This window comes from Phytobacter sp. V69, from assembly GCF_965644215.1.
GTDB lineage: Bacteria > Pseudomonadota > Gammaproteobacteria > Enterobacterales > Enterobacteriaceae > Phytobacter.
In genome coordinates this window covers 1-13019 of sequence record NZ_CBFFRL010000138.1, presented here as the reverse complement: position 1 = coordinate 13019, position 13019 = coordinate 1, and the positions used below count along the sequence as shown (strand labels likewise).

Below are 13019 nucleotides of genomic sequence, written 5' to 3'. Positions count from 1 at the left end.
AGTCATGATAATAGGGCCTTCTGATTAGAAGGCCCTATTATCAATGATTTTTATCCTCGTGACGACACTATCTAACGTGTTGTATTGCATGCTTCCACTCCTGCTTATACTCGTCATATTCCGATTGGATTAAAAACGTTACCGTTAAGCATAGCAGGAGCGGTAGAGGGGGTTATGCGAGCCAGCGCCGGATGTGGGATTCAATGCCTGCGGCATCCAGGCCCAGTTCGGCGCGCGCTTCGTCTTGTGTTCCCTGTGGAATGAAGAAGTCCGGTAAGCCGAGATTGAGGACCGGCACTGGTTTACGCTGGGACATCAACACCTCGTTTACGCCACTGCCTGCGCCCCCGATAATCGCGTTTTCTTCCAGCGTAATCAATGCTTCGTGGCGTGCTGCCATCTCCAGAATCAGCGCGTTATCAAGCGGTTTAACGAAACGCATATCGACCAGCGTGGCGTTGAGGGCTTCTGCGGCTTTCTCGGCTTCCGGTAATAACGTACCGAAGTTGAGAATGGCAATTTTCTCGCCTTCACGCTTCACCACCCCTTTGCCCAGCGGCAGTTTTTCCAGTGGTTCAAGCGTCACGCCCACCGCGTTACCGCGGGGGTAGCGCACGGCACTCGGGCCATCGTTGTGGTGGTATCCGGTAAACAGCATCTGGCGACATTCGTTCTCGTCGCTTGGCGTCATGATGACCATGTCAGGGATGCAGCGCAGATAGGAAATATCAAACGCACCCTGGTGAGTCTGACCATCCGCGCCGACGATGCCTGCACGGTCGATAGCAAACAGCACCGGCAGTTTCTGGATGGCAACGTCGTGGATAACCTGATCATAGGCGCGCTGCAGGAAGGTGGAGTAGATTGCCACTACCGGCTTGTAGCCCCCAATCGCCAGCCCGGCGGCAAATGTCACCGCGTGCTGTTCCGCGATCGCGACATCGAAATATTGATCCGGGAATTTGCGCGAAAACTCCACCATGCCCGACCCTTCACGCATCGCGGGGGTTACGGCCATCAGCTTGCTGTCTTTCGCCGCCATTTCGCATAGCCAGTTGCCGAAAATTTTCGAATAGCTCGGCATGCCGCCGCTGCTTTTCGGCAGGGTGCCGCTGGTCGGGTCAAATTTTGGCACCGCATGGAAGGTGATCGGGTCTTTCTCGGCGGGCTCATAGCCGCGGCCTTTCTTGGTCATGATGTGCAGGAACTGCGGACCTTTCAGATCGCGCATATTCTTGAGCGTAGTGACCAGCCCAAGCACATCGTGGCCATCTACCGGGCCGATATAGTTGAAGCCCAGCTCTTCAAACAGGGTGCCCGGCACCACCATGCCTTTGATGTGTTCTTCGGTACGTTTGATAAGCTCTTTAATCGGCGGCACGCCGGAAAGCACTTTTTTGCCGCCTTCACGCAGCGTGGAATAGAGCTTGCCGGACAGCAGCTGTGCCAGATGGTTATTCAGCGCGCCGACGTTTTCAGAAATCGACATTTCGTTGTCGTTCAGCACCACCAGCATATCCGGGCGAATATCGCCCGCATGGTTCATGGCTTCAAACGCCATCCCGGCAGTGATTGCGCCATCACCAATCACGCAGACGGTGCGACGCTGTTTGCCTTCTTTCGCTGCCGCGACGGCAATGCCAATGCCCGCGCTGATGGAGGTGGAGGAGTGTCCGACGCTTAATACATCGTATTCGCTCTCACCGCGCCACGGGAACGGGTGCAGGCCATTTTTCTGCCGGATAGTGCCGATGCGATCGCGTCGACCAGTAAGAATTTTGTGCGGATAAGCCTGGTGACCAACATCCCAGATTAACTGGTCGAATGGCGTGTTATAGACATAATGCAGTGCCACGGTCAGTTCAACCGTGCCAAGCCCGGAGGCGAAGTGTCCGCTGGAGCGACTCACGCTGTCGAGCAGGTAGCGACGCAGTTCATCGCACAGCTTCGGCAGGCTCTCTTTTGGCAGCGAGCGCAATTCCACAGTGGAATCGACAAGTGCCAGGGTCGGGTATTTGGCTATATCAAAACTCATCAGAGACTCATCGTGTTGCTCGTCATACATAGGGTGGCGAAGACGCTAGCCTTATTGCAACCCGGACGATTCGGAGCGTATTGTTTATTTATCACGCTGGATTATGTAATTCGCCAGTGCTTCCAGTGCCGTTGTATCCAGTGATTGCGCCGCCAGCAGATCCAGAGACTGGCGAGCATCGGCAATCAGATCGCGGGCTTTAATCCGGGCTTGCTCAAGGCCCAGTAACGCAGGATAAGTGCTCTTACCGAGCTGTTGGTCGGCACCCTGGCGTTTACCAAGTGTCGCAGTATCGCCGACAACATCCAGGATGTCATCCTGAACCTGGAAGGCCAGGCCGATGCTTTCGGCATACTTATCCAGTACCGGCAACCATTTATGCCCTGAATCACCCGCGCTCAAAGCGCCCATTCTTACCGCCGCGCGAATCAGCGCGCCTGTCTTATGGCGGTGAATGCGCTCCAGCGCGGCCAAATCGACCTGCTGACCTTCTGCGCCGAGATCCAGCGCCTGGCCCCCGCACATGCCCGCCGCGCCGCTGGCAATCGCCAGTTCGCGCACCATGGCAAGGCGATCCTGGGTTGCTACTTCCGGCATCGGTGCATCGCTGAGGATCGTGAACGCCAGCGTTTGCAGCGCATCTCCGGCCAGTATCGCAGTGGCTTCTCCGAACTTGATGTGGCAGGTGGGCAGGCCACGACGCAAATCATCGTCGTCCATGGCAGGCAGGTCATCGTGAATCAGCGAATAGGCGTGAATGCACTCAACCGCTGCTGCCGGGGCATCCAGCGTTTCCCGACTCACACCGAACATACCGCCGGTCGCATAGACCAGGAACGGACGCAGGCGCTTACCGCCTAATAATGCGCCATACTCCATCGCCTCAACCAGAGGAGTGTTCTGAAAGGGGAGAGGGGCAATAAACCGCCGCAGCGCATCGTTGGCATGTTCGACACAAGCCTGTAATTGTTGGCTAAAGTCCATTTACTCGTTATCCGGTGTGAACGGCGTGAGTGGGGCTTCTTCATTATCGGACAGCAAAATTTGTACGCGCTGTTCCGCCTGCTGGAGTTTGACTTGTCCCTGACGGGCAAGCTGTACGCCGCGTTCGAATTCATTAAGGGCCTCTTCCAGCGGAAGATCGCCGCTTTCAAGACGGGTAACAATCTGTTCCAGCTCGCTCAGCGCCGTTTCAAATGTGGCGGGTGCGTCGTTTTTCTTTGGCATAGTGAATGTTTGACTCTCATTGATACCGACTACGATATGGTAGCGAAGTCGTGAGGCTTAGCAAATAACGCACAATGGTCATGCAAAATACACAGGAACTCGGCGATGGTGGTATACTTCCGCGCCTGGATGGTAGCCGTGGTATACTCTTCATCCTTCAAACTGCTTCTTTGTTGGCTGCCTTTGTTCATCCCAGTCACTTACTTGAGTAAGCTCCTGGGTTCACTCAGTTGCCGTCGCGAAGCATTTTGAATGATTTTGTGTATAAGGGCTGCTGTACTCTTTTCCATTACCAGCCCCGTCGGGCTTACCAACGAACCATTGCCGCCATGAAGTTTATCATTAAATTGTTCCCGGAAATCACCATCAAAAGCCAATCTGTGCGTTTGCGCTTTATTAAGATTCTTACCGGGAACATTCGTAACGTCCTTAAGCAGTATGATGAAACCCTCGCCGTTGTCCGTCACTGGGATAATATCGAAGTGCGCGCCAAAGACGAAAACCAACGTCTGGTGATTCGCGACGCGCTGACCCGTATTCCGGGAATTCACCATATCCTGGAGGTGGAAGATGTCCCGTTCACCTCTCTGCACGATATTTTTGAAAAAGCGCTGGTGCAATATCGCGAGCGGATTGAAGGCAAAACGTTCTGCGTGCGTGTGAAGCGTCGTGGTAAGCACGAGTTTAGCTCCATTGAAGTCGAACGCTACGTCGGCGGCGGCTTGAACCAGCACGTTGAGTCCGCCCGCGTGAAGTTGACGCACCCGGAAGTCACCGTGAATCTGGAGATCGAAGACGATCGCCTGCTGCTGGTAAAAGGCCGTTATGAAGGCATCGGCGGTTTCCCTATCGGCACACAGGAAGATGTCCTGTCGCTGATCTCCGGTGGTTTCGACTCCGGCGTTTCCAGCTACATGCTGATGCGTCGCGGCTGTCGCGTGCATTATTGCTTCTTTAACCTGGGCGGTGCCGCGCATGAGATCGGCGTACGTCAGGTTGCGCATTACCTGTGGAACCGTTTTGGCAGTTCCCACCGCGTGCGTTTCGTGGCGATCAATTTTGAGCCAGTGGTCGGTGAGATCCTCGAAAAAGTGGATGACGGCCAGATGGGCGTGGTGCTCAAACGTATGATGGTCCGTGCGGCATCGAAAGTGGCGGAACGCTATGGCGTGCAGGCGCTGGTGACGGGGGAAGCGCTCGGCCAGGTCTCCAGCCAGACGCTGACCAACCTGCGCCTGATTGATAACGTCTCTGATACCCTGATCCTGCGCCCGCTGATCTCTTACGATAAAGAGCACATCATCGATCTGGCGCGTGAAATCGGTACCGAAGATTTCGCCCGTACCATGCCGGAATACTGCGGTGTTATTTCAAAAAGCCCAACCGTCAAAGCGGTAAAAGCGAAGATTGAAGCCGAAGAAGCGCATTTCGATTTTGAGATCCTCGATCGCGTGGTGGCGGAAGCCTCCAATATCGATATTCGTGAAATCGCCACTCAGACCCGTGAAGAAGTGGTCGAAGTGGAAACGGTAAGCGGTTTTGGCCCGAATGACATGCTGATTGATATCCGTTCGATTGAGGAACAGGATGCCAAACCGCTAGACGTCGACGGTGTTGAAGTGGTTTCGCTGCCGTTCTATAAGCTGAGCACCAAGTTCGGTGACCTCGATCAGAGCAAAACCTGGCTGCTGTGGTGCGAACGTGGGGTGATGAGCCGTCTGCAGGCGCTCTATCTGCGTGAGCAGGGCTTTAACAATGTGAAGGTGTATCGTCCGTAGTTTTTTCGGGTGAGCGCGCGAACATCAAAAACGGCAACCCAGGGTTGCCGTTTTGCATTTACTCATAAAAATTATAAATGCCTGCCGGAATGACCAATTGCGACGCCACTTCATGGGCTTTTTCGCGCCCAACCAACAGATCGATAATTTTCAGGCCAAAGTCGATAGCGGTTCCCGGTCCCTGACTGGTGAGCAAGTTCACCCGTGGATCCCAGACGACGCGCTTATCCTGCCATTGCTCCGCCGGAATTTTCTCTTTCAGCGCCGGAAAACCGGTCATATTGCCGAGGGGGAACAGCTCATGTGGCACCAGAACGGTGGCGGCTGCCGCACAGATCGTTGCAACGATACGCCCGGATGCATGGAACTGACGTACAGTTTCGACCAGTAGCGGGCTGTCACGGAAACATTCGGCTCCCTTGATGCCGCCCGGTAAGACGATAACGTCGTAATCACCGTCGGCCACGGAGGCCAGAGGGGCATCTGCCAGCAGCTTGACCCCACGGGAGCAGGTGATGGCAAGGTTACCGTCGCTGGCAACGCTTGCGGTGGTCACGCTGATGCCACCGCGTACCATCAAATCGATAGCGGTGACCGCTTCCATCTCTTCACTACCAGGGGCGAGACATACCAGAGCTGATGCGCTCATACTCACTCTCCTTACGTTTCACTAAGTCATACAGGCGTGCATTTTCCGGCACAGCGATACCGTGGGCGCGGGCGCGTTTGAGCAGGTAGCCTGTAATATAATCGCACTCAGTATGGCGCATGGCGCGAATGTCCTGCAGCATCGACGAAATGTTATCGGCGGTGTTATCGATGATCTGATAGACATAGCTCAGCAGCTCATCCGCCGAGATATGGTGGCCTTCACGCTCGATGACCGCGGCAACCTCGTGGGTGATTTTCTTGATTTCGTCAGGAAAATTACGTAAATCGCCGTTTCGGCAATTTTCCAGCGCGCTCAGCGGATTGACCACGCAGTTAACCGCCAGTTTGCGCCAAAGCGCCGGGCGGATATTATTGTGCCAGGCCACGTCCGGGAGCACGTCCTGCAGAATATCAGCCAGATGGCTAAAATCGGCGTCCTGTTTCCTCGCCGGGCCAATATGCGTTGTGCCGCTGGCAACATGCACAATGACATTGCCGTCACGGCGCGCCGCGTGCGTTGTTGTGCCGATCAGTAAAGGCTGTGGCAGTGATTTCAGCTCTTCTACCGTGCCCATGCCGTTATGGATAAGCAAAATGGGCGTGGTGGCCGGCAAGATCGCGGCTAAACTTCTTACCGCGTCGGAGACCTGCCAGGCTTTAAGCGTGACCAACAATAGATCGCTGGTCGCCAGAAATTCGGGATCGTTGGCGGTCAGGGATTCGTTAAAAATGGAGCCGTCTTCGTCAACCAGGTTCACACTGCAAAAGGGTTGCGGTACGCGCAACCAACCCTGTACTTCGTGTCCATGCTTGCACAGAGCAGTTAACCACAATTGCCCTAAAGCACCGCATCCGAGTACGGTAATTTTCATTGTTCCTCCTCACCTGCAACTGCGCCAGGTGTCACTGCTTTCAGTATAGCGCCGTCAGCACTGCATTCGGCTATTACAAGTTGAGTTATGCTTCGTTGCGGGTATTATGCATCGCAATAAACACTGAGGGAGAAGAAAAGATGCCATCTTTCGATATTGTTTCTGAGGTTGATCTTCAGGAAGTCCGCAACGCGGTTGAAAATGCGACCCGTGAAGTCGAAACGCGCTTCGATTTTCGTAACGTTGAAGCCACTTTTGAGCTGAATGAACAGAATAAGACGATCAAAGTTCTCAGTGAGTCCGATTTTCAGGTCAATCAGTTGCTGGATATCCTGCGCGCGAAGCTGTTAAAACGTGGCATTGAAGGCACATCCATTGATGTTCCGGAAGAGTTTGTCCACAGTGGCAAAACCTGGTTCGTTGAAACCAAACTCAAGCAGGGCATTGAGAGCGCGATTGCCAAGAAAATCGTTAAGCTGATTAAAGACAGCAAACTGAAAGTGCAGACGCAAATTCAGGGCGAAGAGATTCGTGTGACCGGGAAAGCGCGTGACGATTTGCAGTCCGCGATGGCGCTGGTACGCGGCGGCAATCTGGGACAGCCTTTCCAGTTCAAGAACTTCCGCGATTAATAAAAAAGCGGGATTATCCCGCTTTTTTATGCCCCTTTGATGGCTTGCTCAACCTCGAAACGGTTGGTGACTTTGCTGTCTATTTTGACGTAGGCGCTGCGTTCCTCCGCGACTACCAGCACTTCACTCACTCCTTCGGTTGCCAACAGGCGCTCCTGCAGTGACGCGTCTATTGCGAAATCATCTGGCACGTCAATGCGCAGACTGCTGACATACGGCGGCTCCTGCATGCTTCCGGCCACCAACAGCCAGACCGTCGCCAGCAGGGCGCCCGCCAGGAAGACCGTTTGTGAATCGAACAGGCCGTCGACCCAGCCACCCAGCGCGCCACCAATGGCCACACCGAGGAACTGGCTGGTGGAATAAATCCCCATCGCCGTGCCTTTGTATCCCGCGGGGGCTTCTTTGCTGATAAGCGACGGTAGCAGGGCTTCCATCAGGTTAAAGGCGAGGAAGAAAATTTGTACCCCCAGCACCAGCTCCCAGAAATGCCGCCCCGCGCCCCAGAGCACGATCTCGGCGATGAGCAACAGCACGACGCAAAACACGAACACGCGCTTCATGCGGCGCTTCACTTCCGCATAAATGATAAACGGCACAACCGAAACAAACGACACCAGCATGGTGACGAGATAGATTTTCCAGTGATAGCGGGCGGCAAACCCGGCGGCTTCGAGCATGCCCGGCAGGGCAACGAAGGTCGACATCAGCAGGATATGCAGACACATAATGCCGAAGTTCAGCTTCAGCAGTTTTGGGCTGGCGATGACCTGGCTAAAGCAGCCTTTTACCATCCCGGATTCACGGTTAAGAACGTGGTTATGGCTATCCGGCACCACCCACAGCGTTAACGCGATACCCGCAGTAGCCAGCGCCGCAATCATCCAGAAGAGTGCATGCAGCCCCAGCGTATGGGTAATGATCGGGCCAAGCACCATGGCGATAGCAAAAGTCACGCCGAAGCTGACGCCAATAAAGGCCATGGCTTTGGTACGATTTTGTTCGCGGGTTAAGTCAGAAAGCAGGGCCATCACTGCGGCGGCAATCGCGCCGGAGCCTTGTAACGCACGCCCGAGAATAATGCCCCAGATGGAATCTGAGAGGGCCGCAATGACACTACCGAGCACAAAGATGGCAAGACCACCGATAATCAGCGGTTTGCGGCCAACGCGGTCTGAAAGCAGACCAAAGGGAATCTGAAACACCGCCTGAGCCAAACCGTAAATGCCGATGGCCAGACCGATCAACGCCTCACTGGCGCCCTGTAATGCCATGCCATACGTTGTCAGAACGGGCAGGACCATAAACATGCCAAGCATGCGCAAGGAAAAAACAGTCCCTAAACCCCAGGTTGCGCGCAACTCGCCTGGCGTCATTTTATAATCGTTCATCACCACCTCAATCTAAAAACAGGCCATAGTTTAGGCGGGGTGTCAGGCGCGGTAAATAGGTGATTGTTTAATATATATTACGAGGCTGTGAACGGTATTTATTCCCTCACCATCAGGCGTTAAATAAATGCCTGAAACGGCCAACCTCTGAGCCGTTATCCATTTTATTTCATTACTGCCGGGTGCGTTTAACGAGCTTCATATTGACGCGCACGGTCTCTTTGACCGGCGTTCCCTCGATGGCGCGTTGCATAATATCGAAAGCCTTTTCCGCCCAGGTATCTTCATCCTGCTGCATTGACCAGACATTATTGGCGAGAAAGCCCAGCATCGGATGTTCATCGAAGGTGCCGATATTAATGTCCGGCGATACGACGCCCAGCTTATCGCGAATGGCACGAATCGCCCCTTCGAGCATCGGCAGTGAGGAAGCAATAAAGGCCTGCGGAACGTCGTGGGCCTCCATCAGGTGCGACATTTGCCGGTATCCCTCTTCGGGGGAGTTGTCCGGGCCTTCACAGACCCAATCCGAATGCGTGATTCCCCGATGTTGCAGCGCTTTCAGATAACCATCCAGACGGTCGTTAATACTGGGCAGAGCCGGGTCACCCACCAAAAACCAGACCGGGGACTTGCCCGCGTCGAGCAGGTTTCGGGTCAGAATTTCGCTGCCGTCGGTGTTGTTACTTTCCACCAGCGCGTTGTCGGTGAAACGAAAATCGCGGTCGAGCAGCACCAGCGGTTTTTTCACCTGACGCAGGTGATGCTGTTGGTTTTCCAGCGAGGAGGGGGCAATAAACAGGCCGTCGACATTTCTTGCCATCAACGCGTGGACCAGCTGATTTTCATAGTCCACATCGTTGTAAGAACAGCTCAGCGTGAGCTGATAGCCGGAGCGTCGGCAGCGAAGCTCCAGCTTTTCAGCCAGCGTGGCGAAGAAGACGTTCGAGATATTGGGCACAATCAGCCCGAGCGTCTCCGTCTTGTTGAGTTTGAGGCTGCGGGCTGAATGGTTGAGCGTGTAACCATAACGTTCAACATGTTCGTTGATACGGGTCTGCGTTTTCACGCTGATTCGATATTGCTCAGCCTTGCCGTTTAACACCAGGCGTACCGTGGTCACGGATAAATTCAGATCGTTCGCTATCTGCTCAACGGTTTTTGCCATCTTCCCGGCACCTCATTCCCATCCAAAACGAAAAGTATGTCGACGACGCTGCTTTAACGACTCAGCCTGAAGGTATAAGCGTACTCCAGCCCACGATCGAACTGCCAGGGCAAAGGATGCACAATGAGATGTCCCTCTTCGATATCGAACGATACCGGAACTTGCTCGTCTTTGCACAGCAGCGTACAGGCGTCTGGCGCGACGTCATCAATCAGACGAAGACGCAGTTTTTCTGTTGGCCAGCGTTTGACGATCAGATAGTCATTGCTGCCGACGCTGGTCAGCGCACTCCCTTCATCACTGGTGTGCAGGCGGGTGCAGACATCGCTACCGTAAATCGCCTCGCCGTTAACGGCCATCCAGCGGCCAATATCGCGCAGACGCTCCTGTTGCAGGGTCGGAATACGCCCGTCCGCCGTCGGCCCGACATTAAGCAGGAAGTTGCCCCCTTTGGCAACGATGCCAATCAGCTGATCGATCAGCTCCTGGGAGGTGCAGTAATCTTCCAGTTGTTCGGCACGGTTAAAGCCGTATGATTTGCCGATGCCGCGGCTTTCTTCCCACGGATGATGCTCACCGAATCCTTCTTTATCGTTGTATTCAGTACTGTAGTAGTCGCCGTGTTCGCCGGGCATGCCTTTGAAGAAACGGTCGTTGACCACCACTTCGTCTTTGTTCGGCGCTTCGTTGTAGAGCCAGGAGAGGAATTCTTTGGTCTGGCTGTACTCTTCGCTCAGATCCCACTCTCCGCCGTCAGAGAAAATCAGGCACGGGGCGTAGTTCTGCACCAGCTCTTTCAGTTGCGGAATCAGGATTTCATCCGGGTATTTTTCCTCAGGGATGCCGAATTTTTCCCGGTCGCGTTGCGGCACAAAATAGCCGCCTTCCGGGCGATGGCTCCAGTTGGTTTCCCAGTCAATAATGGAGTAGTAAATCCCCATTTTCAGGCCGCTGTTGCGCACAGACTGGGTGATGTCACCGAGCAGGTCGCGATGCGGGCCGATATCGCCGCTGTTCCAGTTCTTTTTGTGTTTATTCTGTGTTGGCCACAGGCAAAAACCGTCGTGGTGTTTGGTGGTCAACACCACGTATTTCGCCCCGGAAGCTTTAAACAGCTCCGCCCAGGCGTCTGGCTGGAACAGCTCCGCTTTGAACTGCGGGGCGAAATCGCGATAAAGAAAATCCTTACCGTACTGTTTTTCATGGAAATCACCGTCGTTATTACGATACTGACCATAGACGCTGGCGTAATACCACTCGGCGTATGAGCCAAACAGCGAGTTATCAATTTTGCGCCATGCGGGGACGGAAAAGACGCCCCAGTGGATAAAAATGCCGAACTTCGCGTTGTTATACCATTCCGGCATGTCGCGACTGTCGAGGCTGCCCCACTCAGGCTGCCAGGTTTTATTTTTCATCGACTAACTCCCCATTATTTTGATGGTCATCCGTTTTGGCAATGCACAACCCGGTCACGGCATAGAAGCCGGCAATAATCAGCCCCGCGTAACATTGAACTGCCCAGAACGCGTAGTCCAGTGTGGGAACACCCAGTGTGGCCGCCATAAAGACCCCGGCCGCTGTCCACGGAATTAACGGTTCAATGACGGTGGCGGCATCTTCCACGGTTCGGGAGATGTTTTTGCGGTGCAGGCCGTTATTTTCGAACGCCTTACGGAACAGTTCGGAAGGTAACAGGCAGGCGATATTGTTGTTGCCGGTCGCAGCAATCAGCGCCACGCAGGCCGCGATGGTCGAGAAGATAAGCCCGGCTGCGCTTTTCACGATGCGCGTGAAATAGTTGATGATGGTGTCCAGCGCCTGGGTTAACGAGAGCGGCCCGGCGAAGGAGAAGGCGCACAGGATAACCAGGATAAGCGGCATCATGGACGCCACGCCACCGCGTTCCAGCAGATTGCGGATGGTTTCTGGCACATCCTGCGGCTGGCTGGTGAGGGTGCTGACGCTAAAGCCGGAAACCCAGATATTCAGGTTTTCAATAATCCCAATGCCCTGGGTGAAGTAAGAAATGGCGATGGAGATAGCCGTTGCAAACAGCAGCACGGGAATAACCGGTTTTTTCATCAGCGCCCCGGCGAGGACGATAAAAATCGGTACCGCCAGAATCCAGTGGGTGTGGTAGAGATGGTGAATCTGGTCCACAGTCTGCTGGGCGGAATCAATACTGCCGGTCGTTGCACCCGTATTCAGGCCAATGATGAAATAAACAACCGCAGAAATCAGGTACGCCGGGATCGTGGTTTTGCACAAGTGCTTGATATGTTCGTACAGATCAAGATTGTTGACGATGGCCGCAAAGTTGGATGATCCGCTAAGTGGTGAGATCTTGTCGCCGAAATAGGCACCGCCAACGATTGCGCCGGCTACCGCCGCAAGATTGGCATCCAGACCATGTGCAACACCCATCAGCGCCACGCCAATGGTACCGGCGGAGCCCCAGGAGGTCCCGGTGCAGGTGGCAACAATGCTGGTCACGATAAACGCGATGACCACGATGTATTGCGGGTTAATGATTTTCAGACCGATGGTAATGAGATACGGAATGGTGCCGGAGCTCATCCAGACGCCAATCACGCCCCCGACGCACATCACGATCATCAATGATGGCAGCGCTTGTGCGAATTTCTGCACGATCTCATCGATAATTTCCTGGAAGGTATGTCCGAGCCACAGCGCAACGAACGAAATAAACACCGCGGTAATACAGAGAAGCGCTTCCAGTTTTATATCTAATAGGGTGTAGCCTAATATAATAAATACTAATGATACGCCGAGAAGCAGGAAGGAAGAGGGAAGACCTAACTGTTTCATGGCCGGTTTCTGTATTGGTTCTGATGTTACAGACATAAGAATCCTCGCTTGATTCCCTGAAGCCTTTAATGTTGTCGTGTTGTATGCGCACCGTGGTTTGTGCTCGCGAATGCTTATTCCCTTGTTTTCTCTGAATACTCCTTTTCGAAGAGAGGCTATCGGCAGTATTTCGCGGCGAGCGTCTCTCCTGCTGCGGCGCATTTCTGCAGGCATCTGTAGAGTAAACATATTTATGTCACATTTGCTAACTCGAATTAGCTTCCATATCTAAAACCTATTTTAGTGGGCGGTTTTCGCCAACTGCTTTTTCATCAAAGTGTGACGGCTGGCAACGATATTTGAGTAATTCCTTAGACAGTGTCGTCACAAGATTTTAGCCCAGAGAGCGATGCATCTGATCTGGACGGCAGCGAGAAATGAGGCCGTATTTTTT

11 protein-coding genes are annotated in these 13019 nt (G+C 53.9%); 2 read left to right on the top strand and 9 right to left on the bottom strand.

From position 1 onward, the window contains the following. Positions 1–172: 172 nt before the first annotated feature. From dxs to xseB, 3 genes are all read right to left on the bottom strand, one after another. Entirely contained in the window at positions 173–2035 is a 1863-nt protein-coding gene (gene dxs, locus ACSZPU_RS17775) for a 1-deoxy-D-xylulose-5-phosphate synthase (protein ID WP_499001444.1), read from the bottom strand. An 84-nt stretch (positions 2036–2119) separates the two neighbouring features. Further along, positions 2120–3019: a (2E,6E)-farnesyl diphosphate synthase gene (ispA, locus tag ACSZPU_RS17770; protein WP_499001442.1), complete on the bottom strand. Its 900-nt coding sequence runs from the start codon at positions 3017–3019 to the stop codon at positions 2120–2122. After that, a complete protein-coding gene (gene xseB, locus ACSZPU_RS17765) occupies positions 3020–3262 on the bottom strand; it encodes an exodeoxyribonuclease VII small subunit (protein ID WP_041852518.1) in 243 nt (80 codons plus the stop codon). Positions 3263–3591: 329 nt separating this feature from the next. On the opposite strand from xseB, the gene thiI reads away from it, so the two are divergent. Continuing rightward, positions 3592–5040: a tRNA uracil 4-sulfurtransferase ThiI gene (thiI, locus tag ACSZPU_RS17760; RefSeq protein ID WP_499001439.1), complete on the top strand. Its 1449-nt coding sequence runs from the start codon at positions 3592–3594 to the stop codon at positions 5038–5040. 58 nt (positions 5041–5098) lie between these two features. Here thiI and yajL read toward each other — a convergent pair whose 3' ends face one another. Together yajL and panE are read right to left on the bottom strand one after the other, a co-directional pair. Further along, positions 5099–5689 carry a protein deglycase YajL gene (gene yajL, locus ACSZPU_RS17755; protein ID WP_499001437.1) on the bottom strand — a complete coding sequence of 197 codons (591 nt, stop codon included), beginning with the start codon at positions 5687–5689 and terminating at the stop codon, positions 5099–5101. Next, a complete protein-coding gene (gene panE / locus ACSZPU_RS17750) occupies positions 5652–6563 on the bottom strand; it encodes a 2-dehydropantoate 2-reductase (protein WP_499001435.1) in 912 nt (303 codons plus the stop codon). The genes yajL and panE overlap by 38 nt, the downstream gene beginning before the upstream one ends. 140 nt (positions 6564–6703) lie before the next feature. Between panE and ACSZPU_RS17745 the strand changes: the two genes are divergently transcribed. Beyond that, entirely contained in the window at positions 6704–7195 is a 492-nt protein-coding gene (locus ACSZPU_RS17745; RefSeq protein ID WP_499001433.1) for a YajQ family cyclic di-GMP-binding protein, read from the top strand. Between the two features lie 26 nt (positions 7196–7221). Here ACSZPU_RS17745 and ACSZPU_RS17740 read toward each other — a convergent pair whose 3' ends face one another. The 4 genes from ACSZPU_RS17740 to nhaC form a co-directional block, all read right to left on the bottom strand. After that, a complete protein-coding gene (locus tag ACSZPU_RS17740) occupies positions 7222–8586 on the bottom strand; it encodes an MFS transporter (protein WP_499001430.1) in 1365 nt (454 codons plus the stop codon). Between the two features lie 172 nt (positions 8587–8758). Beyond that, positions 8759–9754: a LacI family DNA-binding transcriptional regulator gene (locus ACSZPU_RS17735; protein ID WP_499001427.1), complete on the bottom strand. Its 996-nt coding sequence runs from the start codon at positions 9752–9754 to the stop codon at positions 8759–8761. A 53-nt stretch (positions 9755–9807) separates the two neighbouring features. Beyond that, on the bottom strand, positions 9808–11172 hold the full coding sequence (locus ACSZPU_RS17730; RefSeq protein ID WP_499001424.1) for an alpha-L-fucosidase: 1365 nt from the start codon (positions 11170–11172) through the stop codon (positions 9808–9810). Then, a complete protein-coding gene (nhaC, locus tag ACSZPU_RS17725; RefSeq protein ID WP_499001422.1) occupies positions 11162–12586 on the bottom strand; it encodes a Na+/H+ antiporter NhaC in 1425 nt (474 codons plus the stop codon). Before nhaC ends, ACSZPU_RS17730 begins: the two co-directional genes overlap by 11 nt. Between the last annotated feature and the right edge of the window lie 433 nt (positions 12587–13019).